The following is a 24,847-nucleotide window of genomic DNA, read 5'->3' as shown; positions in this document are numbered from 1 at the left end:
TCCGAATTCGGAGGCTTTTTTGTTGGTAGTTTTTTCTTAATGCCGCAAACCAGTCCCTTTCTTCACCAGCCACCAGCAAGTGGTATAAAGTGCCAGAATAAACAGCGAGACCACCAGATAGGATGTCCACATCGGCACGTCAGAGATTCCGATAAAGCCATAGCGGAAACCGTTAATCATATAGATGATCGGGTTTACATGCGAAGCAGCCTGCCAGAACGGTGGTAATAATTCGATGGAGTAAAACACCCCGCCCAGATAAGTCAGTGGTGTCAGTACAAACGTCGGAATGATGCTGATATCGTCAAAACTCTTGGCAAAAATCGCATTCAACAACCCGCCCAGAGAAAATAAGATCGCCGTCAGCACTAACATGATGAATACGCTGACAGGATCATGCACCTGAAACGGCACAAAGAATAATGACACCGCCGTGACAATCGCACCAACGCATAATCCACGCGCCACACCACCCGCGACAAAGCCCCAGATGATCAGATAATTTGGCACTGGCGCCACCAGCAGCTCTTCAATATTGCGCTGAAACTTTGCACTGTAGAATGACGATGAAACATTCGAATAAGAGTTCGTGATCACCGCCATCATGATCAGACCCGGTACAATAAACTGCATGTACGTCACACCATGCATATCGCCAATCCGGCTGCCGATCAGATTACCGAAAATAACAAAATAGAGAGTCATGGTGATCGCAGGTGGCACTAAAGTCTGGATCCAAATTCGGGTAAAACGGTTAATTTCTTTACGAACCAAGCTCTGGAACGCGATCCAGTAAACGGCGCTATTCATGCCTGACGTCCTTTTTCTACTAATGAAACAAACAATTCTTCCAGCCGGTTGGCTTTATTGCGCATACTCAGCACTTTGACGTTCTGATTATTCAATTGCTCAAACACGCCATTCAGGCCATCACTTTTCTGAATTTCAACTTCCAGACTTTGCTCACCTGCCGGATGAGATTTAAAACCAGCCAGCTGAATACCGGCAGCCGGACGATCTAAATCCAGCAAGAAAGTTTCAACCTGCAATTTACTCAGCAGATTACGCATGCTGGTGTTTTCCACAATCCGGCCTTTATCGATGATGCCGATGTTACGGCACAGCATCTCGGCTTCTTCCAGATAATGGGTAGTCAGAATGATGGTGACGCCTTCTGCATTTAGTTTTTGCAGGAATTGCCACATCGAACGGCGGATCTCAATATCCACACCTGCCGTTGGTTCGTCCAGAATCAGCAGTTTCGGCTCATGCATCAGTGCACGGGCAATCATCAGGCGACGCTTCATACCACCGGACAAGGTGCGTGCCTGTTTATCCCGTTTTTCCCATAAATCGAGTTGAGTCAGGTATTTTTCCGCTCTTTCTTCCGCAATTTTACGGGGAACGCCGTAGAAACCGGCCTGTTGCACCACAATTTGTTCAACTTTCTCGAACTGGCTGAAATTAAACTCCTGCGGTACCAAGCCAATCTGTGACTTGGCATCTTCCAGGTGTGTATCTATGTCATAGCCAAAAACTTTGACAGAACCGGAAGTTTTATTGACCAGTGAGCTGATGATGCCAATGGTGGTGGATTTTCCTGCGCCATTCGGGCCAAGCAAGGCATAAAAATCACCTTCTTCCACCGCAAGATCAATCCCTTTCAGGGCTTCAACGCCTCCCTGATAGGTTTTGCGTAATTGATGAATATCGAGAGCAAGCATAGTGTCAGTGTTCTTCATATTAGAGAGAGGTAATGCACGAGGCAGACGCTCCGATTATAACCTGATCAAGATCGATCCGGCTAATAGCAAAGGTAGAACCAAAAGGAACCTTATTGGTTAAATTTTGTTAGATCGATCGCATTTGCTAAAACGGTTTAGCGAGTTTAGTTGTTTAGCTAAACCGTTTTAGTAAACTAAATATCACGTAATCAGTGACGAATTGGCATGGCAAATCGGATTTGGGTTTTAGGTTTGGAAATGCGGCAACACTGAATAGGTAAAAGATTTTAATCAGTAACGAGTTCCTGAGAAGAGTGTGCTTCCTGGCCTGGTTTCACCCCTACAGCAAAACAGACCAGGTCGCACGATATCACCCCAAAGCCGCTGTTGTGAAACAGCATCGGTTAGTGTCGTAACGGATTGAGCCCCCGTTATGACATTTAACCGGTTACATCCATTAAAGAGGAAAATCATGAATGTAACTTCTGTAGCAAATGAGCTGATCCCATTACTGGGCGGCAAAGAGAATATCGTCAGTGCAGCACACTGTGCAACACGTTTACGTCTGGTTTTGCAGGACGATAACAAAATTAATAAAAGCGCCATCGAACAGGTTGACGGCGTAAAAGGCTGCTTCAGTAATGCGGGACAAATCCAGATCATTTTTGGTACCGGCATCGTAAACAAAGTCTATGCCGCTTTTACTGCGGTTGCGGGTATCAGTCAGGCCAGTGAAGGTGATGTGAAAAAACTGGCAACACAGAAACTGAACATCGTGCAACGCGCGGCCCGTACGCTGTCGAACATTTTCGTGCCTATCATTCCGGCAATCGTGGCATCGGGTCTGCTGATGGGAACACTGGGTCTGGTACGGACTTACGGCTGGGCCAACCCTGACAGCGCTATTTTCATCATGCTGGATATGTTCAGCTCGGCGGCATTTATCATTCTGCCAATTCTGATCGGCTTTACTGCGGCACGTGAATTCGGTGGTAACCCGTATCTGGGTGCAACACTGGGGGGGATCCTTACCCATCCGGCGCTGACTAACGCCTGGACCGTCGGTAGCGGTTTTAAAACGATGGATTTTATGGGTATTGACGTAGCCATGATCGGCTACCAGGGTACAGTCTTCCCGGTATTGATCGCAGTATTGTTCATGAGCCATCTGGAAAAACAACTGCGTCGCGTTATTCCGGATTCATTAGATCTTATCCTGACTCCGTTCCTGACAGTTGTGATCACCGGGTTTGTTTCTCTGCTGTTCATTGGCCCTGCTGGTCGTGGGCTGGGTGAAGGTATCACTTTCGTTCTGACAACCCTGTATGAGCACGCTGGCTGGTTAGCAGGTCTGCTGTTCGGCGGTACTTACTCAGCAATTGTAATCACTGGTATCCACCACAGCTTCCATGCAATTGAACTCGGTCTGCTGGCGGATAAGAGCGTAGGTGTTAATTTCCTGCTGCCAATCTGGGCTATGGCGAACGTGGCGCAAGGTGGTGCTTGTCTGGCCGTTTATTTCAAAACGAAGGATGCCCGGATTAAATCTATCGCGGTTCCGGCGGGTTTATCTTGCCTGCTCGGTATCACTGAAGCCGCCATTTTCGGTATTAACCTGCGCTTTGTGAAGCCATTCTTGGCAGCACTGGCCGGTGGTGCATTGGGTGGTGCCTGGGTTGTTGCCAGCAAAGTCGGTATGACTGCGGTGGGTCTGACCGGTATCCCTGGTATCGCGATTGTGCAATCCAGCTCAGTACTGACCTATATCATCGGTATGGTTATCGCGTTCGGTGCAGCCTTTGCTATCGCTACCGTACTGCGCTACAACACGGACGCAGAATAATGTCTGAGGTTTCTTTACTGAAACAACTGGCCCGGTCGTTAATGACCGGGCAACTTATTGCCGCCAGTGACCCGCATCGCCTGCACTGGCATCTGGCACCACCGGTTGGCCTGCTGAATGATCCGAACGGTTTCATTGAAGCTCATGGCCGTTATCACCTGTTCTATCAATGGAACCCCCTCGCCTGCCGTCATGGCGCCAAATGGTGGGGACACTGGAGTTCTGCCGATTTAGTTCATTGGTGTCACGAGCCGGTTGCCCTGCTGCCGACGGAAGAGTATGAGATCAACGGTTGTTATTCCGGTTCTGCAGTACTGAACGACGGTAAAATCACGCTGATCTATACCGGCAACGTCAAATATGCCGATGGTTCCAGAACCGCTTATCAGTGTCTGGCCAGTGAAAGCAGTGATGGGTCCTACCAGAAACTGGGCCCGGTTATCTCCCTGCCGGAAGGTTATACCGGCCATGTCCGTGACCCGAAAGTCTGGCAACACGACGTACTCTGGTACATGGTGCTGGCCGCTCAGTCACCGGAAATCAAAGGCAAGGTACTTTTCTACCGTTCTGAAGATCTGCAGCAATGGCAGTTACTCGGTGAGATTGCCGGAACACATCTTAACGGCCTGAAAGAATTCGGTTATATGTGGGAATGTCCGGATCTGTTTCATCTTGACGGTCAGGATGTGTTGCTCTGCTGCCCGCAGGGGCTGGCTGCCGAAAAATATCACTATCTGAATCTGTATCAGTGTGGCTATTTTGTCGGAGCGCTGGATTATCAGCAGGCAAAATTCCCGCACGGCCAGTTCCACGAACTGGATCTCGGGTTTGAGTTTTACGCTCCGCAAACTACCGAAACAGCCGATGGCCGTCGCCTGATGTTTGGCTGGCTTGGCTTGCCGGATGATAACGAGCTGGCGCAGCCTACTGTGAAATACGGTTGGGTTAACAGCATGACCTGCCCGCGTGAGCTTTCACTGCGCAATGGCATTCTGTATCAGCAACCGGTGAAAGAGCTGCAACAGTTACGTCAGGGCAACGGCAGTCAATGGCAGGGAACAGCCGCTGAAGCACCGGCAATGGCCGCAGTATCAGCAGAACTGCTGATCGGGGTTAATGGCCCCTTCACGTTATCGCTGCGGGATAATGCGACACTAGACTGGAATGGCGAATGTCTGACACTGACCCGTCATAACTGGCGTACGCAGGAGGCGGAATCACGTTACTGGTTTGGTACACTGCAGTCATTGCAATTGCTGCTGGACAGCTCTTCGCTGGAGTTGTTTATCAATGACGGTGAAGCCTGTATGACCGCCCGCTATTTCCCTGATCCGGCAAAACAAAATCTGCACTGGCAGGGACACGGACAGCTCTCGATTCATCACTGGTTGTTGTCATCATGCGTGATAGAATGAAAAAGCTTCCCGTTACCGGATCAGATGTGAAACAACCAAACCGTATTACCATTAGTAACATCGCAGAATTAGCGGGCGTCTCTAAGGCGACCGCTAGTTTGGTATTAAACGGCAAAGGTGATGAATACCGGGTGTCGGAAGAAACGCAGCAACGGATCCTGTTGATTGCCGAAGAACACCGTTATCAACCCAGTTTCCATGCCCGGGCATTGCGTTCGTCACGCAGCCATACCATTGGTCTGGTGCTCCCTTTTCTGACCCAGTTCACGCATGCCAGTCTGGCGCGGGAGCTGGAATCACTGTTCCGTAATGTCGGAATTCAGATCATCATCGCCTGTTCGGATGAAGATCCGGAGCAGGAAAGAGTAGTGGTTAACAATCTGCTGCAACGCCAGGTAGATGGTCTGATTGTTATTTCCAGTAACACCAGTGATGAAGCTTACAGCAAGATCCACAGCTATGTACCGGTGGTACAGCTCGGCCGTCAGATTGGCGATTCCAGCCTGCCGCTGATCATGACCGATGCCACCGCCGCGACCGCCAATCTGATTCAGGTATTAGCCACGCAGTATCCGGATGAAGTCTACTATTTTGGCGGAGAACCAGGTCTCACACCGAGTAAGCAACGGCTGGAAGGGTATGCTCTTGGCCTGCAACGGGCTAATGTTTCGCCCCGTGCAGAATGGATCCGCCAGCGGAATTATTTCTCCTATTCCGGTTATGACATGATGGAAGAAGTCTGCAATGAACTGGGGCGTTCGCCCAAAGCGCTGTTCACGGCTTCGTTTTCTCTGCTGGAAGGTGTGCTGCAATATCTGAATCAGAATCCGCAGATGCAACAGGGCTTACATCTGGCCAGTTTTGATGATCATGAACTGCTGGATTTTATGCCACTGCGCATCGACAGCATCGCTCAGGATTATACCGCCCTTGCCTTCAATGCTTTCAGTGCGCTGATGGCGCTGATGGAAGACAAACCACTGTCTGCACCAGTCACCCAGAATATTCCGGCGCGTATTCGCTGGCGCCATCCGGAATCCCGTCGGCTGAGTAAACTGCTGGCAACTGATTTGCTGCCCCAATAAAAAAGCCACCCGCAGGTGGCTTTCTAAATCGCATAAGATCACTCTTGCGGGATCACTTTGCCGATAAAACGTAGGTTACGGTACAGCTGTGCGTAATCGATACCATAGCCCACGACGAATTCATCCGGAATAGTAAAGCCTGTCCATTCAACCGGGACCTGCACTTCACGGCGCGCCGGTTTATTCAGCAGCGTACAGATAGCCAGCGATTTAGGCTCACGCAGACCGATGATGTCGCGGATTTTGCTTAAGGTAAAACCGCTGTCGATGATGTCTTCCACGATCAGGACATCTTTGCCCTTGATCTCATCATCCAGATCTTTCAGTACCCGCACTTCACGGGAAGAGGTGGTGCTGTTGCCATAGCTGGACGCGGTCATGAAATCGAGACTGACCGGTAAATCGATATGCCGGCTCAAATCAGCCAGAAACAGGCAGGAACCACGCAATAATCCGATCAGCACCAGTTCAGAGGTTCCCTGATAATGCGCGGTGATCTGACGCCCCAGCTCTGCCACCTTGGCCTGTAATTCATCTTCCGGGATCATCACATCAATTCTGTGCTTCATCATAACGACTATCTACCTGTTTAAATTTGGCTGCGGGTTAGCCCGCATATTAAAACGAAAATGTGGCAATACTGCATTATACCTTGTTTATCATCGGAAGATCGCGCCGAAAGCAGGATCAACCAACTAAAATCCCGGTTAGTACAGAAACAAAAATAAAAAAAGCCACACGAACACGGGTGTGGCTTTTTCAGATTGCGGCAGTAAATCAGCTACGGCTCAGATAATCCGCCTGACCGATCCACTTGTAACTGGTCAGTTCGGTTAAGCCCATCGGACCACGGGCATGCAATTTCTGAGTAGAAACAGCAACTTCTGCCCCCAGACCAAATTGGGCGCCATCCGTGAAACGAGTCGAGGCATTCACATACACAGCCGCAGAGCCCGCAGCATTAATGAAATACTCGGCGCACTTCAGATCGTTGGTCAGAATTGCATCCGAATGGCAGGCATTATGTTCCTGCAGATGAGCAATTGCTGCTTTGACATCCGCGACCACTTTCACACCCAGCGTCAGACTCAGCCATTCGGTGTCAAAATCTTCCGCACCGGCTGCACGCAACTGTTCCGCACCCGCGGCCTGCAGCAATGCAAACGCTTTCGGTTCTGCCACCAGCGTGACTTTCTGCTGATTCATACGGGCAACCAGCGCGGGCACGATCTCAGCGGCGATTTTTTCATTCAGCAGCAACGTATCCAGTGAGTTACAGGCTGACGGACGCTGTACTTTGGCATTATCAATTACGTCGATAGCACGAATCAGATCGGCACTTTCATCCACATACAGATGGCTGACACCGAAACCACCGATGATCACCGGAATGGTGCTCTGATCTTTACACAGACGATGCAGATTCGCACCGCCGCGTGGAATGATCATGTCGACATACTGATCCATGGTCAGCAATTCGCTGACCAGCGCACGATCCGGACTTTCAATATATTGCACTGATGCTGCAGGCAGACCGGTTTTCGCCAACGCAGCCTGAATGACTTTTACCAGCGCCATGTTGGAATTAAATGTCTCACGGCCACCGCGCAGAATGCTGGCATTGCCGGTTTTCAGACACAGCGCCGCGATATCAATGGTGACGTTCGGACGCGCTTCATAAATCACGCCGATCACGCCAATCGGTACGCGGCGACGCGACAGGCGCATCCCGTTTTCCAGCACGCGACTGTCAATTTCAGAACCGACCGGATCGTCCAGCGTCACGACTTTGCGTACATCCGCCACAATCCCGGCCAGACGTGACTCATTCAGCAGCAGACGATCCAGCATGGCATCGGTTAACCCTGAGGAGCGACCGGCTTCGATATCTTTGGCATTCGCCGCCAGGATCACATCCTGCTGCAATTCCAGTTCTTCTGCCATCGCCAGCAATGCCTGATTTTTGCGTGCCGTAGCCGCAACAGCCAGCTCAAATGACGCTTCACGGGCTGCCTTGCCCATTGCTAATAAACTCATGCTCATTCTCCCTTACAGCAATACCATGTCATCGCGATGGATTGCCACCGGACCATAGCCGTAACCTAAACACGATTCGATTTCATCGGAATGATGACCGCGTACACGTTCTAATTCATCAGCAGTATAACGGGTAATACCACGCGCCAGCTCTTTACCTTCCGGTGTGATAATACGCACCGCTTCACCGCGGCCGAATTCACCGGCAATCTTAGTGATACCTTTCGGTAACAGACTGGAACCTTTGTCATGAACCGCTTTCACGGCACCGACATCAATGTGAATTTCACCGTGTGACTGCGGACCGGCCAGGATCCAGCTCTTGCGTCCTTCCAGCGGGTTGGCCTGTGCTTTAAAGCGGGTGCCCACTTTTTCGTTATTAGCCAGACGGCCCACCACTTCCGGTGTCTTGCCACTGGCAATAACCACTTCAATACCCGCACGGCAGGCAATATCGGCCGCCTGCAGTTTGGTAGACATACCACCGGTGCCGAGGCCACTCACGCTGTCACCGGCCAGACTACGCAGCTGATCGGTGATTTCGGTCACTTCCTCGATCAATGTTGCATCAGGATTAGTACGCGGATCAGCAGTAAACAGCCCTTTCTGATCGGTCAGCAGGATCAATAAATCCGCATCGGCCAGAATTGCAGCGCGAGCTGACAGGTTGTCATTATCACCGACTTTGATTTCGGCAATCGCAACGGCGTCGTTTTCGTTAATAACAGGGATAATACGGTTGTGCAGCAATGTCTGCAGCGTATCGCGCGCATTCAGATAACGTTCGCGATCTTCCAGATCAGCGCGGGTCAGCAATAACTGACCAATCTGCAGCCCGTAAATGCTGAACAGATTCTGCCATACCTGCATCAGGTGACATTGTCCCACCGCCGCCAGCATCTGTTTGTTGGGCATTGTGGGGGGAAGATCGGGGTAACCCAACTTCTCACGACCGGCAGCAATTGCGCCGGAGGTCACAACTACGACCTGATGCCCATGACGATGCAGAGCAGCACACTGACGAACCAGTTCAACCATATGAGCCTGATCCAGTTTACGTGTGCCGCCGGTAAGAATGCTGGTGCCCAGCTTGACGACGATGGTTTTGCTTTTCATTGCTGCGATAACCCTCCATGAAGGGCTTCTTTATACCGAGGCTAACCGCCCCCTGCAACGGAATTTCGCAGCAATTTTATGCGATCAGTCAATCAGAGATTAAAATGCAAACGCAACCACTCGCCGATCTCGCTTAACATGCGGTTCATCTGCTCTTTGACCGGTTCTTTATCCAGCACCACCGCTTTTCCGTTCAGACTGGAAGAAGCCAGCATCCGGATATCAGACTCCGGACAAATAAAGTCCCGGCGATGGCCAATACTGAGGATTGGCACACGGGTTTTGCTCACCCCGGCCAGCCCCTGCCGTTTCAGTGAAAACACCTGACAGCTCTTTTGCAGGCCATCCCAGTCGGCGGCATCCATGTTCAGACGATTGGCCAGGCAAGCACGCATCATCGGCGGCGATAAGGCGAACTGCGTCGGATCGGTGAAATAGTTGTGCATACCCGGTCCGATACAGACCACGGCTTTTAAACGCAGTTGTTCCAGATAAGAAAGCCGCACCGCCACGTTGCCGCCAAGGCGGAAACCGATCATGCCGATACGTTGATCATCGACCCACGGCACATCTTTCAGATATTGCAGTACCGCCTGATGCAAACGACTGGAGTCCTGCACCAGCGGCCAGTGACTGGAATAGCCACAACCGGGCAGATCCAGTGACAGCATACCAATGCCCAGCGGTGCTAAAACTTTTTCGAACAAACGAATAAAATCGAGCTGTGAGCTGTCTATCGCGCCGGTCACCATCACCAGCGGCACAGGATGATCATCATTAGGTAAGTGAAGATAGCCTTTGATCTCTTTGCCACGGAAAGGCACTCTCAGCTCTTTCAGTGGCACCGGTAAAAAACGGCCTCCGTCACGGTACGCAAGGTTTGCCTGAACCTGTGCCTGCTCGGCCAGTTCATCCCCTTTCAAAAAAGGATAACTGGCAATCGAATAATACCGGGCTGCCAGAAAATACTCTTTACGGGCGGTGCGTTGCTGGCCCGCCTCTTCAGCCTCTTTGGCTTTACGATTGTGTTCCCCGGCTAGCTGGCTCCATTCATAACTCCAGTTACCCGGTACAAATCCCTGCACAGTATCCAGTTGCCGGGGATTGGAGCGTTCACCATCGCTGGTAGCGATGCGCGCCAGAATCTCTTCCACTTCGATGGGGTTGGCCCCCTGCCAGATCCAGAAAGCGCGGCGTAAAATCCGGAACCATGAGGCAGTGCATAAACCATCAATCAGGTATTGTTCCTGCGGTTCACAAGGGAACGGTGCTCCGGAGTTGGAGATTGTTGAAGTTTCACGAATTTTATGTGGCTGAACTTTATTAAATAAGGTTTCGCTTAAATTTTTTTCGGATGGTGCAGACATATCCACTCCGCATGCGGTTTTTTGTATTTATGCACCTTGCTGCGGAAAAAAGAAAGGCTCCATGATGGGAGCCTTGCTTATTTACTGATTTTCTTCACAGATTGGCGGCACGAAGCAGTGAACCATATCCCATGGTTGCTCGATCCAGGTATCCTGAGGGATAGCTACTTCGAAGTCATCAACCAGATGTTCACCTTTCGGCTTGGCAAATACAGTGACCAATTTTGCTTTTGGGTACATTTCGCGTAACAAGCGCGCTGTGTTGCCGCTATCAACCAAATCATCAACGATCAGAAAGCCTTCACCATCCCCGTCAATGCGTTTCAAAACGTTCAGGTCACCCTGATTATCATGTTCGTAGCTGGAAATGCAGATAGTATCAACAAAACGGATACCCAGTTCACGCGCCATGATTGCAGCTGGTACCAGACCGCCACGACTAACCGCTAAAATGCCTTTCCATTGGCTTGCAGGAAGCTGGCGACGAGACAAACGACGCGCTTCACGATGCAGATTTTCCCACGAAACATAAAACTTTCTGCTCATAAACTAACCTATCGGGATGTAAAAACGGTTAACTCGTTAGCTTACCAGAGCTAACGTTAACTGACCAGCCGCGCAAGATTGAGCTGATACAGAATTTCAGCCGGCGGCGTCAGAATACCGCGGGAGCGGGCATAATTAATAAATGCGTCTGAAATGATCAGTCCCAGCAGCTCCGGCTCTGAACGTTGTTCCAGTAAGGCGTGATAACCCTCTTTGCCCATGGCGGTATAACTGGTGGTGATCAGCCGATAATCGCGCTGTTCATCAAACAGCTGCCAGCGGCCATGGCGATCTTTGACATGCAGTTGCTGTATGCGTTGCCCCCGCGGCGCACTGGCTTGATAGCTGTAACGCAGATCGGCCGGATAAGGAAAACTGCCGCTGCCGCCCAGTTCCAGCGCATTGACGATCGCGCCTTCTAATGCTTGCCGTAATTGTCCGCCACGCACATCAAAATGACTGATCGTGCTGGCAAACGGTAGCAGACGGCCAGCCAGTTCGGCAGCGCTGACCGGCCCGGGTGGCAGTGAAATGCGGGCACCGCCGGCATTAAAAATGGCAACATCCACCCCGACGCCCATCTCCCGGGCCTGAAACAGCATGGCTTCGGCAACTAATGGTGCGACCTGACTGCCGCCCCGTTCATCCGGTATACGCACATGACGCAAACCCCGGGGTAACGACACCACCTGATCACTGGCATAGCGGTGCAGTTTGGAACGGTAGTTACGGGCAATGATACGTTCCATGGCCGCATCCTGCTGAATCATCGTAATCTGCGGTTGCTGACGCAGAAAACGACGGATTGTGCGCTGTTGTAACGGAAACAGAGGTTCACCATGCTGTGATTGCAGTTTGGCATCGTCACTGGTGAGCAGGACGTTACCTCCCTCTTCGATCCGCATTTGGCCTCCGGACAAGAGTGCGATATTCGCCAGCCCGACCATCAGTGAGTTGTAGCCCGCCTGGAGTACCAGCGTCTGGTTGCAGCGTTCGCCGTAGGGATGTTCATCCGCCAGGCCGACAGCACTAAAATCCCCCTGCAGGGTGTGCGTGTGTCCGCCGACAATCAGCGAAATCCCGTCGACTTCCTGCGCCAGCTGACAGTCCCGTGTGTAACCCAGATGGCTGAGCAGAATAATATGTTCGATACCGGCGGCATGGATCTGTGCAATGACTGATTTGGCCGTTTCCACCACAGGCAGAAACCGGGAATCGCCATCCGGGGCGGCAATGTCAGCCATATTTTCCAGCACCAGTCCGAAGACGGCGACCGGAACATCATTCATCCATTTCACAATGTAAGGTTTGGGATGCGCCGGATTCTGCCAGCTCACCATCAGCGGATGATTCTGCATGCGGGTCGGTTTATCTTCTGCTTCACCGGCAAGATCCCAGTTCGCAGCTAGCAACGGAAAGCGGATCTGACGCAGGAAATTAGCCAGCGGGGTATTACCGGTATCCAGTTCATGATTGCCGACTACCATGGCATCCACACCCAGCTGATTCAGTAAGGCCGCATTCGCCTGCCCTTTGAAGCAGGAAAAATAGAGTGTGCCCTGAAAGCTGTCACCGGCATCCAGTAACAGAAATGGCATTTGTTCGATGATTGCCCGCTGCCGGGCATGTTTGATAAAACCGGCTAAACGCGGAAAACCACCACAATGCAGACGAATATCCGTATGACCGTCAGGTAATGCCAGCCGCAGCGGTAGTGTGGTTTCATCAAAATGAGAGTGAGTATCGTTGATATGCGCCAGATAGAAGCGCCCTAATAATGCAGACATGCAGGCTCCGTAACGACACTGAATGTTACAGGGTGTCTGGTTATACACCCTCTTCATCCTGTCGGGCAATGACAAACTCTTATCCTGTTTCACGCTGCCCGTTAAAGATGACAATATAATGACTGATGAATGACAAGCTGATATCCGTCGACATCAGGCTTTGTACGCAGCATTTTCCTCTTTGGATCGCTGATGCGACTTCTGCCATGTCGGCTTTCATGGCATCATCTGCAACGTTTTCAGTAAAGAACAAGGTCACACCCATGGCGCTGTTTTCATATATTTTTATTACGGTCTGGTTCTGCTTCTGGGTAGGGCTGATGTATAACCAGCCGCACCGTTCGCAAAAACAAAAGATCATCTGGATTGCGGGTTGGTCATTGGCGGCACTGGCAATCAACCAGCTGATTAACCGGGGCATTATTCATTTGTTACCTGAAACTGCAGACCCGATGCAGCATGCCTATTATGTAATGTATCTGTTTAGTGCCAGCTCACTGGTCACAGGGGTGATCCTGTTTATCGGCTTGCAGCTGTTCCGTCGTCCCGTCTGATTTTTTAATTCTGAATTAAATCTGCGCTGCAACCTTTTGCCGCGTCTTTTGTTGCTATAGCAGGAGAAATGCTTCATGAGTGAATTACTGCGACTCTCACCTTCGCATTTGTGGTTCTTTTTCGATAAGTTCTGTCAGATCCCGCGTCCATCAAAACATGAAGCTGCGCTGAGTCAATGGATTCAGAATTGGGCAACGGCGCAAGGTATCATGATTAAGGTTGATCCAGTTGGTAACCTGATCCTGAAAAAACCGGCAACCCCCGGATTTGAAAACCGTAAAGGAGTGATCCTGCAGGCGCATATCGATATGGTGCCGCAGGCCAATGCCGATACCAAACATGATTTCACCCGCGATCCGATTCAGGCATACGTCGACGGCGAATGGGTACGCGCACGCGGTACGACACTGGGTGCTGATAACGGTATCGGCGCGGCCGCTTGTCTGGCTGCTCTTGCTGATAACACGGTACAGCATGGTCCGCTGGAAGTTCTGCTGACCGTTGATGAAGAAGCCGGTATGGGTGGCGCTTTCGGTTTACAGGCCGGCTGGCTGGATGGTGAAATTCTGCTGAATACCGATTCCGAACAGGATGCCGAAGCCTATATGGGCTGTGCCGGTGGTGTGGATGCCAATATTCGATTCCATTTCACGCATGAAACGACACCGGCCAATCTGCAGGCCTTCCGTTTACAGGTCAGAGGGCTGCGTGGCGGTCATTCCGGTGTCAATATTCATCAGGATCGCGGTAATGCCAACAAGCTGCTGAGCCGTTTATTGCTGGATCTGCAGACAGAAAATATCCGTCTGGCAAGTATTGCCGGTGGCACACTGCGTAACGCCATCCCGCGTGAAGCGGAAGCCGTGATTCTGGTCGAACCGGCCCGTCTTCACGCTGTTCAGCAGTTAGTGGCTGAACGAGCTGCCGTATTACAAGCTGAACTGAAAGAGGTGGATAGCAACCTGCAGATCGAAATTCTGCCGACGGAATTGCCTCAGGCGTGCTTCAGTCAGCCAGATCAGCAACGTCTGCTGCAGATGTTGCTGGCCTGCCCGAATGGCGTGATCCGCATGAGCCATGCCATTGAAGGTGTGGTGGAAACGTCAACCAACCTTGGTGTGATCCAGACTACGGAAGAGGGTGTTTATATCCAGTGCCTGATCCGTTCACTGAATGACGAAGGTCGTCATTATGTGCAGCAGATGACCGCTTCGTTATGTACGCTGGCGGGAGCAGATTGTCAGTTCGATGGCGCTTACCCGGGCTGGGCACCGGATCCAACGTCTCCGGCCCTGGCTTTGTTGCGTCAGAAACATGAAGAATTGTTTGGCGAATTACCGAAACTGATGGTGATCCATGCCGGGCTGGAGTGCGGTCTGTTCAAGGCACAATATCCACACTGGGACATGGTCTCCTTTGGCCCGACCATTCAGGGCGCACATTCGCCGGATGAGCGGGTACACATTCCTGCGGTAGCGCGTTTCTGGCAATTGCTGGTCGCGATGCTGGCGGCGATCCCGGAAAAGCAATCCTGAACGAGCAGCTAGTTACCCGGTAATATTTACTGTAAATCTAACGGAAGCTGCAATACATTCGCAGCTTCCGGCAGACCAATACTGATCCCCACCAGCCGCACAGGCTTACCACCACCACGTAACCAGGCCTCATGCAGCAGTTCATCATATAGCTGTGGAGAAAAACGGTTTACCGAGCGTTCGACTGTCGTCTGATGGAAATCAGAGAATTTGATTTTCACCCCCTGCCGGGCAATCTGGCCCTGCCATTCCCGGCGTTGCAGCCGTTTTGACAGCTCAGCCAGCAGTTCAGGCAACATCGCATGCCCCTGCTCTTCCTGCACAATATCGATTGGAAACGTAGTTTCGACACCCACGGATTTACGTTCCCGTGAAGTCTGTAACGGTCGCTCATCAATACCATAAGCCCGTTCCAGCAACATCAGCCCGGTTTTACCCAACAGATATAATAATTGCCGGCGTGGGAATTGCTGTACGTCTGCGCAGGTATGTAACCCCAGCTGTACCAGCCGCTCCGCGGTTTTACCACCAATACCGGGAATTTTTGATAACGCCAGTTGCCGGACAAACGGCGGCACACCTGCCGGTGACAAGACAAACAGACCGTCCGGTTTATTCTGTTCAGAAGCAATTTTGGCGAGAAATTTATTCGGCGCCACACCCGCCGAGGCCGTCAGTTGCAGTTCCTGACGAATGTCGGCACGGATTGCTTCTGCAATACGGGTTGCACTCCCCTGAAACAGGGTACTGTCGGAAACATCCAGATAGGCTTCATCAATAGAAACCTGTTCGATGATTTGACTATAGCGGGCGAAGATCCGCATCACCTGACGTGAAACTTCACTATATAACGCCATCCGCCCGGGCAGCAGCACCAGGCGCGGACACAGCCGCAGGGCATATGCCGTCGCCATGGCAGAACGAACACCATAACGACGGGCAACATAATTACAGGTAGCGATTACGCCGCGGCGTTCTGCTGAGCCGCCAATAGCCAGCGGCAGAGACACCAGCGCCGGATTGTCACGCATCTCCACAGCCGCAAAAAAGCAGTCCATGTCGACATGGATAATTTTTCTCATATAAATACTGTACAAATACACAGTATTTATAAGTTTATCCCGCCTTCAGATTTCCTGCAAGTCAGGAAATTATGCGACTTCGTGACCTTTTGACGCTTCCCAGATCTGGAACCACTGTTCACGCGTCAGGGAGAGTTCTTTGGCTGCTACCGCAGCACGGACCCGTGCGATATTACCGGAACCAATGATTGGCAATGGCTGAGATGGCAGTTTTAACAACCAGGCATAAATCACCTGATCAAGACCTGCCCCACCCAGCTCTTCGCTGATGTTACTTAAGACGGTGCGCAGACGATTTGCCTGTTCTGTCTGAGCGGTAAAAACAGAGCCGCCACCCAGTGCAGACCAGATCATCGGACGGATACGTTTCATCTGCATTTGATCTAACGTGCCATCATCCAGGGCAAACATATTGACCGGATTCACTTCAACCTGATTCGTTACCAGTGAAAAACCCAGACGGGATTGCAGCAGATCAAACTGATAAGGCGTGAAATTAGACACCCCGAAATGACGCACTTTGCCACTCGCTTTCAGCTGAACAAACGTTTCTGCCACTTCATCCGCATTCATCAGCGGATCAGGACGATGGATCAGCAGCAGATCAAGATAATCCGTGTTCAGATTTTTTAATGACGTTTCAACCGATGCAAAGATATGTGCGGCAGAGGTGTCATAGTGTTTAACGGTACGTTGCGGATATTTAGCGGATAACAGCTTGATATCGCATTTAGTCACGATTTCCAGCTGCTGACGCAGAGAGGGTTCCAGTGCCAGTGCTTCACCAAACAGCTGTTCACAGCTGTAATTGCCATAAATATCTGCATGGTCAACGGAGGTGATACCGAGTTCGAGGTGTTGTTTCAGAAAATCTAACCGCTGCGCAGCTGACATATTCCATTCAGCTAATCGCCAGTATCCCTGAATAAACTCTGATAACTGAAAACCACCGGGTGCCGCGTCTACACGTGAAATCATGATTGTTACCCATAACATAAAATATCAGGGTAACAATCCTAGGGAGATAACCACCTGACAACAGCAAAATTCATCTGTCAGGCGATAAAATTTTGACCAGCACCACAAGGCTAATAAAAATCAGGAACCTGATCTTATCAGGTAGGGTTCAAAAGCAGCCGAATATTCCGCTTTAAAGCCTTTGTCCGTTTTACTCACCAGATAGACCGCCAGATTGTGCTCTCTGGCAAAATCCAGCGCTTTTTCAGGCCCCATCACCATCAGAGCGGTATCCAGCCCGTCAGCTTCAAGCGCAGTGGAAGTGATCACGGTTACTGACACCAGCTTATGCGTGATCGGTTTACCGGTTACCGGATCGATAATATGCGAATAACGCTTTCCATCCAGTTCGAAATAATTACGGTAACTACCGGAAGTGCTGACCGCACGGCCATCCGGCACAATAACCGCCTGAATATCTTCAAGCTCATCGGTTGGCTTCTGGATCGCCAGTTTCCAGGGTTCACCTTTGGCATTGACGCCCCGGCTGCGTGAAGCGCCCGCTATTTCGACCAGATAATGATGTACACCATTCGCTTCAAGAAATTCCGCCACTTTATCGGCACCAAGGCCCTCGCCTACCGTGGAAAGATCGACATACAGATCAGGAACATCTTTACGTAAAGTGGCATGCTCCGCACTGACTTCAACATGCAGGCGTTCAATACCAACCCGGGCGCGTGCAGCCACAATCTGTTCATCTGACGGCGTTTTGATCGGGCGCTTATCCGGCCCGAACCCCCACAGATTCACCAGCGGTCCGACCGTTACATCCAGTACACCCTGCGTCCGTTGTCCGACCCGCACGGCACTGATGACAATGTCGGCCATATCCTGTGAGACAGGAAACGGTTGCGTGGATTGCTGCTGATTAAACTTCGATAATGCAGAATCAGGATCATAGGTGGAAATTTCATCGTTGTAATGTTTGAGCAGACTATCCACCTGCGTTTGCAGTGCCTGCTGCCCGCCGGGAAAATCACCGACGACTTTGACATCATAAAACGTGCCCATCGTGCGGCCATGAATTTCCAGCATTGGCCGTTCAGCTGTCTGCTTTTCACAACCCAGCAAAGCCGTCAGCATCAATACAACAATTCCGAATTTATTCCACGACATACTACCTCTCCTGCCGTCAGTTAATAATTAATGCCCGGCACATTTAGTTGAATCAGGCAACTGCTCACCACGCGCCAGCCACTCAGCCGGCGTATAGGTATGCAGCGCCAGCGCATGAACACTGTTCTGCAAAGCCTCTGCCAACAACAAATTTACCCGGCGATGCCGCGCGACCAGACGTTCCCCCTCAAAAACCGGGCTCACGACCACTACTTTAAAGTGACTTTCTGCATCAGGGCCACTGGAACGATGCAAATGACTTTCGTTAGTTACTGACAACCAGTCAGGTTTCAGTCCTTGTTGTAAGGTTTGTTCAATATATTGTTGCATCGACATTTTTTCATTCTCCTCACTGATTTCTGCACCAACAGCATAACGGTTAAGCCATTTCATACAACCCGATAGCCAACAGGGTTAATCAGAAAACATGTGCATCCTTACATGATGTAAAAATTCACACATTGCCGGGAAAAGATGCTGGTGAGATGTTATTAATGCACATACATCCATAGGAGGTCATCATGGCCAGCAAGAAAGCAAAATCGGGTCACCCACTGGATAGCAAAACGATTGATACTCACAACAAGAGCGATTATCGCCACTGGTGTAAAGAACTGGGTTGTACCGATCGGGAACTCGCGGCAGCCGTCCGTGCAGTTGGTGGATCGGGTGCTGCAGTCCGGGAATATGTTGAATCGCATCACTGATTAGTCGCTATTCTTAACGCTTATAAAGTTTAACGAGCGTTATTTCCAGCCGGTTGATTGGTCTCAGGCGCTATGACAGGTAGAATAGCGCCATTTTTATGAGATGGAAACGGCATGAACCTGTTGAACCTGGATACGAGTGAGCTAACGCTGCACCGCTACCCTTCTACCAATGATCCCAATCTGCAAGCCTGGGATGCTGCCGATGAATATCTGCTGAGTGAGCTCACTGCCGAACAACTGCAAACGGCTGCAGCCCAAGGCGCGATTCTGATCCTGAATGACAGCTTTGGTGCGCTCGCCTGCGGGCTGGCAAATTATCAGCCAATTTCCATCTGTGATTCGTTGTTAAGTCAGGAAGCTACCCGCCGTAACTGGCAGACCAATGAGCTGGAAAACCACCCCCTGCATCTGCAGGATATGCTGGCACCGTTACCGGCTGCACCATCACTGGTGATCATCAAAGTACCGAAAACACTGGCGATGCTGGAATATCAGCTGCTGCGTCTGCGGGACGTGGTCACACCGGACACCCGCATTATTGCCGCCGGCAAAGTCAAAGAGATCCATAACTCGACACTGGCGCTGTTTGAACAGATCCTGGGTACCACCAAAACGTCGCTGGCCCGGAAAAAAGCGCGTCTGATTTATACGCAAGTCGAAGATCGTCCGGCCATCGTCAATCCTTACCCTACCATCTGGCCGTTAGATAATACCGATTATCAGATCGCCAACCACGCCAATGTGTTCGCCCGTGCCAGTCTGGATATCGGTGCCCGTTTCCTGCTGGAAAACCTGCCACGGCAAAAACGTGGTGTCATGGTCGATCTCGGCTGTGGTAACGGCGTGCTGGGGCTGATGGCGCTGGAATATAACCCGGAAGCTGAACTGCTGTTCCTTGATGAATCCTATATGGCCGTTGCTTCCAGCCAGTTAAATGTTGAACAAAACCGGCCGCAGGATCTGGCTCGTTGCCGTTTTCAGGTAGGTCATTCGCTGAATGGTATCGACAGTAACAGTATCGATGTGATCTTATGTAATCCGCCGTTTCATCAGTTACAAACGATCACCGATGATATTGCCTGGCAGATGTTCAGAGATGCCAAACGCTGTCTGAAACGCGGTGGTGAACTTTGGATCGTCGGTAACCGTCATCTGGATTACCACATCAAACTGAAACGTCTGTTTGGCGGCACGGAATGTATTGCCAGCAACAGTAAATTTGTTATTTTACGCACCATTAACCGATAGGAGCTTCTATGAAAAAAATAATTTTACTCCTCAGCGCTATATTGTTTGTTGGCTGTGCGGCATCCTGGCCACAGAAAGCCAACCTGAATCCGGTGGTCGATGATCAGCTGGACGGTTTCTATCAGCCAGGCCTTGATGTTTCTATTGATGGTCAGGACGAACGTGCCGGCAGTCAGATCATCAAAATCGCGCTGCCAGAAAGTCCGGTTACGCTGATCCCGAATCAGGTTTCACCTCATGTTCTGCTGGCCGAACGTCTGCAGGATGGCTTCCGCCAACAAGGACTTGCCAGCGGAAATCAGTCCAATATCACCATCAGCATCGTCGTTGAAGAGTTGCAGGCCACGCTGACCAAACCGGGCGTGATGTTTAATGCCAACGCGAAGAGCCGCATTAAGCTGACCGTAACTAACAACGGTAATATTCTGAATAAAGAATATAATCGTGCTTCCTCACAGGATAGCGTGACCCGGCCGGACATTCATGATCTGGAAGTCTTGCTGAACGAGCAGTTGTCTGAAATCATGGCTCAAGCACTGGCTGATAATCAGATCCGTGGTGCAATCAAAGGGCAATTTTAATGACGTGTCGTAAACTGGCACTGCTGGCCGCCTTACTGCCAGGTTTAGTCTGGGCAAGCGGTCCGCGTGTAGAAATGCAAACTAATCTCGGTAGTATTGTCGTTGAACTGGAAGCTGAAAAAGCGCCGAAAACTGTCGCTAACTTTTTAAGTTACGTCGACGAAGGCAGCTATAACAACTCGCTGTTTCACCGTGTGATCCCCGGCTTTGTGGCACAGGGTGGCGGTTATAATTCCAGTTTCACACCGTTACCAACGCATACTCCGGTAGAAAATGAATCGACCAACGGACTGTCTAACCGCCGCGGCACACTGGCAATGGCGCGTATGAGCGATCCGAATAGTGCGACTCGTCAGTTCTATTTCAATCTGAACGACAATGCATCACTGGATGCGACTGTTCAGCCAGGATACACCGTGTTTGGTACTGTAGTATCCGGCATGGAAGTACTGGAAAAGATTGCCGATGAGCCAACCAGCGTTGATCCGAAATTGCGGGCCAGCGATGTGCCAAACAATCCGATCATCATCAGCAAAGTGACTCGTCTGAACTAACACTGACGCGCTGCTGCATTGTTAAAAAACCGGCCCGGGCAACCCAGCCGGTTTTTTATTATTCGCTTGTTTCAGCTCGCCACGGTGCGACTTTAAATAACAGCAACATGCCCGGAACGGCCAATAAGGCACAAAGCAGGAAGAAGTTCTGCCAGCCCATTGCTTCGACTAGCCAGCCGGTACTGGCATTAAAAAAGGTGCGTGGTACCGCCGCCAGACTGGTGAACAACGCAAACTGGGTCGCGGTGTAACGCGGGTCGGTGGTGCGGGCAATAAAGGCAATAAAAGCAGCGGTGCCGATGCCAACCCCAAAAGCCTCAAAACCAATCGCAAAGCCCAACGCCACACGATCATGCCCCACACCGGCCAACCAGTAAAAGCCAAAAATCGCCAGTATTTGGACGATGCCAAATAACCAGAGTGCGCGGTTGATGCCAAGCTGTAACATCCAGATCCCGCCCAGCATACCGCCGATCACACTGGGCCAGAGCCCCGCATGTTTGGCAATCAGACCAATCTCTGTTTTGCTGAAACCGATATCCTGATAAAACGGCGTTGCCAGCGACGTCGCCATGCTGTCACCGAGTTTATACAGGAAGATAAATGCCAGAATTAACAGTGCATTCTGTACGCCCTGGCGCTGAATAAATTCATGGAATGGTTCAATCACCGCTTCCCGTAATGTACGCGGTACCGACGACGACGCCGGTTCTTTACACATCAACGTCAGCATCAGGCCCGGCAACATAAACAACGCCGTGATCGGAAATACCCAGTGCCATGGCAGATGATCGGCCAGAATCAGTGACAAAGAGCCCGGCACCAAACCAGCTATCCGGTAGGCATTCACATGCACCGAGTTACCTAACCCCAGTTCGTGATCAGATAAGATCTCGCGACGATACGCATCCAGCACAATATCCTGACTGGCACTGAAAAAGGCCACGCCAAAAGCCAGATACGCAATCGTCCACAGCGAGGTTTGTGGCGAGAAAAAACCCAGCGCCGCAATAGCGACAATCAATGCCAGTTGTGAGATCAGCATCCAGCCACGACGGCGGCCTAAATTCAGAATGGGGTAGCGGTCGATCAGCGGTGACCAGATAAATTTCCAGGTATAGGGAAACTGTACCAGTGATAATAAGCCAATTGCTTTCAGATCGATTTGCTCTGTCTTCAGCCAGGCCGGAACCAGGTTCAGCAGCAGATACAGAGGAAGACCCGAACTGAAGCCGGTGAAGACACAAATCAGCATCCGACGGGTAAACAGCTGTTGATACCAGTGCATTTGAGGCATGAACACTCCCTGAAAAATAAAGCCTCCTGAGGGAAACACACTCAGGAGGCTATGTACTGTGCAGTGTAAAGCAGCTTAGTCGCGGAAGTTGGTAAACTGGAATGCCTGTCCCAGTTCAGCCTGACGCACCAGCGCCATGGCTTCCTGCAAATCATCACGCTTTTTACCGGTTACGCGGATCTCATCGCCCTGAATCGCAGTCTGCACTTTGATTTTGGCGTCTTTAATGATTTTGATGAGTTTTTTCGCTACATCGGTTTCGATGCCTTGCTTCAGCTTCACAACCTGGAAATAACGTTTTCCCGAATGTTCAACATCACCAACATCCAGACAGCTGGTGTCCATCCCACGTTTCACAATCTTATCACGCAGGATTTCAATCATCTGTTTCAGCTGGAAATCAGCATCCGCGCCCATTTTGATCTCTTCTTTGTTCAACTCAAAGGAGGCGTCAACGCCACGGAAATCAAAACGGGTCTGTATTTCGCGATTCGCGTTTTCTACGGCGTTCTGAACTTCGTTCATCGCGACTTCAGATACAATGTCAAAAGACGGCATAGTAAATTCTCCTTATTACAAATTGCCGCCAAATTTAGCAGAAATCAGCGCCTGAAAGAAGGTTCTACACTGCTAAAGCTAGCAGAACTGCTTTAGCATCTTACAATTATTCTTAAACCAGACAGAGAGTTAACCTGTTTATGCAATGGACAATCCTGGGAGCCGGCGCGGTTGGCTCGTTGTTTGCCACTCATTTGCTGCGTATCGGCCAGAAAGTAAATCTGCTGGATACCCGTCAGGCGCACCGGCAACAGTCGTGTCCTATGACGCTGGCGTTATTAGACAGTTCCTCTTTTACCTGTGAACTGCCCTGCATCGGCTATCAGGATTTATCACAGATCGGTTGTCTGCTGGTGACAACCAAAGTCTGGCAAGTGATACCTGCGTTACAACCGTTAGTTGGAGGGTTGCCGGAATCCTGTCCGGTTATTTTGTTACACAATGGTATGGGCACCACGGAGTGGTTAGTGGAACACTTTCCGCATAATCCGTTGCTGGCCGGGGTAACAAGCTGTGGTGCGCTGAAAAAAGATAGCAATCACATCAGCCACACCGGCTTTGGTGAAACCTGGCTGGGGGCACTTAATCCGGCAGGAGAACAATGGCAAGCGCTGGTGCCGCCACTGGCTGAAGCGCTGGGGCATGCCGGGTGGAGTGAACAGATCAGTGAACGGCAATGGCGCAAGCTGGTGGTTAACGCCATCATTAATCCTCTGACTGCAGCGTATAACCAGCCGAACGGTGTATTGCTTCAGCATCAACACGAAGTCGAAGCACTGTGCCAGGAATTACATCCGCTATTATTACAGCAAGGTTTTAATGAATCCGTCGCTGAGTGGTGCGATCTGGTATTACAGGTCGTGGAACGCACGGCACAGAACTATTCCTCCATGCAGCAAGACCTCGCATACCAGCGTAAAACCGAAATTGACTACATTACCGGTTATTTGCTGCAGCAGGCAGAAAAACAAGGACTTGAACTACCACGGCACCGTGCGCTATACCTGAAAGTCAAAGTATTAGAATCGCAACACACTACTTCATGAGGTTGAAAATGATGAGCAAAAGAGCACTGGTTATTATCGCTCCTGGCTGCGAAGAAATAGAAACCGTGACGAGTATTGATACGTTAGTCCGCGGTAATGTCAAAGTCACCGTGGCATCCATTAACCCGAACAAACAACGCGAAGTGGTGGCTTCCCGCGGTGTTCATCTTGTGGCCGATCATCTGCTGGAAGAGGTGGCACACGAGACGTTCGATGCCATTGTATTGCCGGGTGGTTTACCGGGCGCTGAATATCTGCGTGATAATCCGCTGGTGATTGAATTGCTGAAGAAGCAGCATGCCAAAGATCTGTGGCGGGCAGCTATCTGTGCCACACCCGCTTTTGTATTGGCTCACCATAATCTGATTGGCGATGCACTGGTCACTGGCTATCCCGGCACTGAAGGTCAACTGCCGGCGGCGCAGGTACGTAAAGATCGCGTTGTCGTCGATAAGCCGAATAAACTGATCACCAGTCAGGGGCCGGCAACCAGTATTGATTTCGCACTGGCAATTGTTGCCGCGCTGCAAGGCCGGGAAACTGCCGATAAAGTACGCAAGGATATGCTGGCCTAGGCAATGGCATATTCTGCCGGATGGCGGCAGGTTACCGACTCATAAGTCGA

Annotated in this window: 26 protein-coding genes; 11 read left to right on the top strand and 15 right to left on the bottom strand. The window is 50.8% G+C overall.

From position 1 onward, the window contains the following. Positions 1–36: 36 nt before the first annotated feature. Both TOLA_RS04185 and TOLA_RS04180 read right to left on the bottom strand, forming a co-directional pair. Complete coding sequence (locus tag TOLA_RS04185) at positions 37–810, bottom strand: ABC transporter permease (protein ID WP_012729044.1); 774 nt, start codon at positions 808–810, stop codon at positions 37–39. Beyond that, entirely contained in the window at positions 807–1,724 is a 918-nt protein-coding gene (locus tag TOLA_RS04180; protein WP_012729043.1) for an ABC transporter ATP-binding protein, read from the bottom strand. The genes TOLA_RS04185 and TOLA_RS04180 overlap by 4 nt, the downstream gene beginning before the upstream one ends. 472 nt (positions 1,725–2,196) lie before the next feature. Here TOLA_RS04180 and TOLA_RS04175 point away from each other — a divergent pair, with 472 nt between their 5' ends. The 3 genes from TOLA_RS04175 to TOLA_RS04165 are packed head-to-tail and all read left to right on the top strand — an operon-like array spanning position 2,197 to position 6,067. Continuing rightward, positions 2,197–3,567 carry a sucrose-specific PTS transporter subunit IIBC gene (locus TOLA_RS04175; RefSeq protein WP_012729042.1) on the top strand — a complete coding sequence of 457 codons (1,371 nt, stop codon included), beginning with the start codon at positions 2,197–2,199 and terminating at the stop codon, positions 3,565–3,567. Next, positions 3,567–4,982 (top strand): sucrose-6-phosphate hydrolase, encoded by a 1,416-nt coding sequence (locus TOLA_RS04170; RefSeq protein WP_012729041.1) that lies wholly within the window; start codon positions 3,567–3,569, stop codon positions 4,980–4,982. The genes TOLA_RS04175 and TOLA_RS04170 overlap by 1 nt, the downstream gene beginning before the upstream one ends. Before the next feature lie 26 nt (positions 4,983–5,008). Continuing rightward, positions 5,009–6,067, top strand: a complete 1,059-nt coding sequence (locus TOLA_RS04165; protein ID WP_218916116.1) for a LacI family DNA-binding transcriptional regulator — start codon at positions 5,009–5,011, stop codon at positions 6,065–6,067. A gap of 38 nt (positions 6,068–6,105) precedes the next feature. On the opposite strand, the gene hpt is transcribed toward TOLA_RS04165, so the two are convergent. The 7 genes from hpt to TOLA_RS04130 form a co-directional block, all read right to left on the bottom strand. Then, on the bottom strand, positions 6,106–6,636 hold the full coding sequence (gene hpt, locus TOLA_RS04160) for a hypoxanthine phosphoribosyltransferase (RefSeq protein ID WP_041609684.1): 531 nt from the start codon (positions 6,634–6,636) through the stop codon (positions 6,106–6,108). A gap of 208 nt (positions 6,637–6,844) precedes the next feature. Next, positions 6,845–8,104: a glutamate-5-semialdehyde dehydrogenase gene (locus TOLA_RS04155; protein WP_012729038.1), complete on the bottom strand. Its 1,260-nt coding sequence runs from the start codon at positions 8,102–8,104 to the stop codon at positions 6,845–6,847. Between the two features lie 12 nt (positions 8,105–8,116). After that, positions 8,117–9,220, bottom strand: a complete 1,104-nt coding sequence (proB, locus tag TOLA_RS04150; protein ID WP_012729037.1) for a glutamate 5-kinase — start codon at positions 9,218–9,220, stop codon at positions 8,117–8,119. A gap of 92 nt (positions 9,221–9,312) precedes the next feature. Further along, a complete protein-coding gene (frsA, locus tag TOLA_RS04145) occupies positions 9,313–10,587 on the bottom strand; it encodes an esterase FrsA (RefSeq protein WP_012729036.1) in 1,275 nt (424 codons plus the stop codon). A gap of 81 nt (positions 10,588–10,668) precedes the next feature. After that, on the bottom strand, positions 10,669–11,133 hold the full coding sequence (gene gpt, locus TOLA_RS04140) for a xanthine phosphoribosyltransferase (RefSeq protein WP_012729035.1): 465 nt from the start codon (positions 11,131–11,133) through the stop codon (positions 10,669–10,671). Positions 11,134–11,189: 56 nt separating this feature from the next. Continuing rightward, positions 11,190–12,920, bottom strand: coding sequence for a bifunctional metallophosphatase/5'-nucleotidase (locus TOLA_RS04135; RefSeq protein WP_012729034.1), 1,731 nt, complete (start codon positions 12,918–12,920; stop codon positions 11,190–11,192). Between the two features lie 79 nt (positions 12,921–12,999). Beyond that, a complete protein-coding gene (locus TOLA_RS04130; RefSeq protein ID WP_041609462.1) occupies positions 13,000–13,185 on the bottom strand; it encodes a hypothetical protein in 186 nt (61 codons plus the stop codon). Between TOLA_RS04130 and TOLA_RS04125 the strand changes: the two genes are divergently transcribed. Together TOLA_RS04125 and TOLA_RS04120 are read left to right on the top strand one after the other, a co-directional pair. Beyond that, a complete protein-coding gene (locus tag TOLA_RS04125) occupies positions 13,184–13,474 on the top strand; it encodes a hypothetical protein (protein WP_012729033.1) in 291 nt (96 codons plus the stop codon). The two genes, TOLA_RS04130 and TOLA_RS04125, sit on opposite strands and share 2 nt — an antisense overlap. A 75-nt stretch (positions 13,475–13,549) precedes the next feature. Continuing rightward, on the top strand, positions 13,550–15,010 hold the full coding sequence (locus tag TOLA_RS04120; protein ID WP_012729032.1) for an aminoacyl-histidine dipeptidase: 1,461 nt from the start codon (positions 13,550–13,552) through the stop codon (positions 15,008–15,010). Between the two features lie 26 nt (positions 15,011–15,036). Here TOLA_RS04120 and dinB read toward each other — a convergent pair whose 3' ends face one another. The 4 genes from dinB to TOLA_RS04100 form a co-directional block, all read right to left on the bottom strand. Then, positions 15,037–16,092, bottom strand: a complete 1,056-nt coding sequence (gene dinB, locus TOLA_RS04115; RefSeq protein ID WP_012729031.1) for a DNA polymerase IV — start codon at positions 16,090–16,092, stop codon at positions 15,037–15,039. A gap of 69 nt (positions 16,093–16,161) precedes the next feature. Further along, positions 16,162–17,073 carry an aldo/keto reductase gene (locus TOLA_RS04110; protein WP_411354438.1) on the bottom strand — a complete coding sequence of 304 codons (912 nt, stop codon included), beginning with the start codon at positions 17,071–17,073 and terminating at the stop codon, positions 16,162–16,164. 117 nt (positions 17,074–17,190) lie between these two features. After that, a complete protein-coding gene (locus TOLA_RS04105; protein WP_012729029.1) occupies positions 17,191–18,228 on the bottom strand; it encodes an FAD:protein FMN transferase ApbE in 1,038 nt (345 codons plus the stop codon). Positions 18,229–18,255: 27 nt separating this feature from the next. Continuing rightward, entirely contained in the window at positions 18,256–18,564 is a 309-nt protein-coding gene (locus TOLA_RS04100; RefSeq protein ID WP_012729028.1) for a BolA family protein, read from the bottom strand. Between the two features lie 185 nt (positions 18,565–18,749). On the opposite strand from TOLA_RS04100, the gene TOLA_RS04095 reads away from it, so the two are divergent. From TOLA_RS04095 to TOLA_RS04080, 4 genes are all read left to right on the top strand, one after another. Further along, the gene (locus tag TOLA_RS04095; RefSeq protein ID WP_012729027.1) at positions 18,750–18,935 is read left to right on the top strand and encodes a DUF3606 domain-containing protein; all 186 of its coding nucleotides are present in this window, start codon (positions 18,750–18,752) and stop codon (positions 18,933–18,935) included. Between the two features lie 114 nt (positions 18,936–19,049). Continuing rightward, complete coding sequence (locus tag TOLA_RS04090) at positions 19,050–20,186, top strand: methyltransferase (protein ID WP_012729026.1); 1,137 nt, start codon at positions 19,050–19,052, stop codon at positions 20,184–20,186. A gap of 8 nt (positions 20,187–20,194) precedes the next feature. Next, on the top strand, positions 20,195–20,767 hold the full coding sequence (locus TOLA_RS04085; protein ID WP_012729025.1) for a YajG family lipoprotein: 573 nt from the start codon (positions 20,195–20,197) through the stop codon (positions 20,765–20,767). Then, a complete protein-coding gene (locus TOLA_RS04080) occupies positions 20,767–21,321 on the top strand; it encodes a peptidylprolyl isomerase (RefSeq protein ID WP_012729024.1) in 555 nt (184 codons plus the stop codon). Before TOLA_RS04085 ends, TOLA_RS04080 begins: the two co-directional genes overlap by 1 nt. 58 nt (positions 21,322–21,379) lie before the next feature. On the opposite strand, the gene TOLA_RS04075 is transcribed toward TOLA_RS04080, so the two are convergent. Further along, positions 21,380–22,618, bottom strand: coding sequence for an AmpG family muropeptide MFS transporter (locus TOLA_RS04075; RefSeq protein WP_012729023.1), 1,239 nt, complete (start codon positions 22,616–22,618; stop codon positions 21,380–21,382). Between the two features lie 75 nt (positions 22,619–22,693). Beyond that, positions 22,694–23,176 (bottom strand): YajQ family cyclic di-GMP-binding protein, encoded by a 483-nt coding sequence (locus TOLA_RS04070; protein ID WP_012729022.1) that lies wholly within the window; start codon positions 23,174–23,176, stop codon positions 22,694–22,696. 140 nt (positions 23,177–23,316) lie between these two features. Here TOLA_RS04070 and TOLA_RS04065 point away from each other — a divergent pair, with 140 nt between their 5' ends. Together TOLA_RS04065 and TOLA_RS04060 are read left to right on the top strand one after the other, a co-directional pair. Further along, entirely contained in the window at positions 23,317–24,222 is a 906-nt protein-coding gene (locus TOLA_RS04065) for a ketopantoate reductase family protein (protein ID WP_012729021.1), read from the top strand. Between the two features lie 8 nt (positions 24,223–24,230). Next, a complete protein-coding gene (locus TOLA_RS04060; RefSeq protein ID WP_012729020.1) occupies positions 24,231–24,797 on the top strand; it encodes a DJ-1 family glyoxalase III in 567 nt (188 codons plus the stop codon). The last annotated feature ends 50 nt before the right edge of the window (positions 24,798–24,847 follow it).

It is taken from the genome of Tolumonas auensis DSM 9187, from assembly GCF_000023065.1.
GTDB lineage: Bacteria > Pseudomonadota > Gammaproteobacteria > Enterobacterales > Aeromonadaceae > Tolumonas > Tolumonas auensis.
This window is presented reverse-complemented; position numbering and strand designations above follow the sequence as displayed.

Coding starts and splice junctions, on each gene's coding strand:
- TOLA_RS04070 (WP_012729022.1), bottom strand. CDS start 23,176: ATGCCGTCTTTTGACATTGTATCTGAAGTCGCGATGAACGAAGTTCAG.
- TOLA_RS04120 (WP_012729032.1), top strand. CDS start 13,550: ATGAGTGAATTACTGCGACTCTCACCTTCGCATTTGTGGTTCTTTTTC.
- TOLA_RS04175 (WP_012729042.1), top strand. CDS start 2,197: ATGAATGTAACTTCTGTAGCAAATGAGCTGATCCCATTACTGGGCGGC.
- proB (WP_012729037.1), bottom strand. CDS start 9,220: ATGAAAAGCAAAACCATCGTCGTCAAGCTGGGCACCAGCATTCTTACC.
- TOLA_RS04125 (WP_012729033.1), top strand. CDS start 13,184: ATGGCGCTGTTTTCATATATTTTTATTACGGTCTGGTTCTGCTTCTGG.
- TOLA_RS04095 (WP_012729027.1), top strand. CDS start 18,750: ATGGCCAGCAAGAAAGCAAAATCGGGTCACCCACTGGATAGCAAAACG.
- TOLA_RS04085 (WP_012729025.1), top strand. CDS start 20,195: ATGAAAAAAATAATTTTACTCCTCAGCGCTATATTGTTTGTTGGCTGT.
- TOLA_RS04090 (WP_012729026.1), top strand. CDS start 19,050: ATGAACCTGTTGAACCTGGATACGAGTGAGCTAACGCTGCACCGCTAC.
- TOLA_RS04060 (WP_012729020.1), top strand. CDS start 24,231: ATGATGAGCAAAAGAGCACTGGTTATTATCGCTCCTGGCTGCGAAGAA.
- TOLA_RS04135 (WP_012729034.1), bottom strand. CDS start 12,920: ATGTCTGCATTATTAGGGCGCTTCTATCTGGCGCATATCAACGATACT.
- gpt (WP_012729035.1), bottom strand. CDS start 11,133: ATGAGCAGAAAGTTTTATGTTTCGTGGGAAAATCTGCATCGTGAAGCG.
- TOLA_RS04065 (WP_012729021.1), top strand. CDS start 23,317: ATGCAATGGACAATCCTGGGAGCCGGCGCGGTTGGCTCGTTGTTTGCC.
- TOLA_RS04080 (WP_012729024.1), top strand. CDS start 20,767: ATGACGTGTCGTAAACTGGCACTGCTGGCCGCCTTACTGCCAGGTTTA.
- TOLA_RS04075 (WP_012729023.1), bottom strand. CDS start 22,618: ATGCCTCAAATGCACTGGTATCAACAGCTGTTTACCCGTCGGATGCTG.
- dinB (WP_012729031.1), bottom strand. CDS start 16,092: ATGAGAAAAATTATCCATGTCGACATGGACTGCTTTTTTGCGGCTGTG.
- TOLA_RS04100 (WP_012729028.1), bottom strand. CDS start 18,564: ATGTCGATGCAACAATATATTGAACAAACCTTACAACAAGGACTGAAA.
- TOLA_RS04185 (WP_012729044.1), bottom strand. CDS start 810: ATGAATAGCGCCGTTTACTGGATCGCGTTCCAGAGCTTGGTTCGTAAA.
- hpt (WP_041609684.1), bottom strand. CDS start 6,636: ATGAAGCACAGAATTGATGTGATGATCCCGGAAGATGAATTACAGGCC.
- TOLA_RS04130 (WP_041609462.1), bottom strand. CDS start 13,185: ATGGGTGTGACCTTGTTCTTTACTGAAAACGTTGCAGATGATGCCATG.
- TOLA_RS04170 (WP_012729041.1), top strand. CDS start 3,567: ATGTCTGAGGTTTCTTTACTGAAACAACTGGCCCGGTCGTTAATGACC.
- frsA (WP_012729036.1), bottom strand. CDS start 10,587: ATGTCTGCACCATCCGAAAAAAATTTAAGCGAAACCTTATTTAATAAA.
- TOLA_RS04155 (WP_012729038.1), bottom strand. CDS start 8,104: ATGAGTTTATTAGCAATGGGCAAGGCAGCCCGTGAAGCGTCATTTGAG.
- TOLA_RS04105 (WP_012729029.1), bottom strand. CDS start 18,228: ATGTCGTGGAATAAATTCGGAATTGTTGTATTGATGCTGACGGCTTTG.
- TOLA_RS04180 (WP_012729043.1), bottom strand. CDS start 1,724: ATGCTTGCTCTCGATATTCATCAATTACGCAAAACCTATCAGGGAGGC.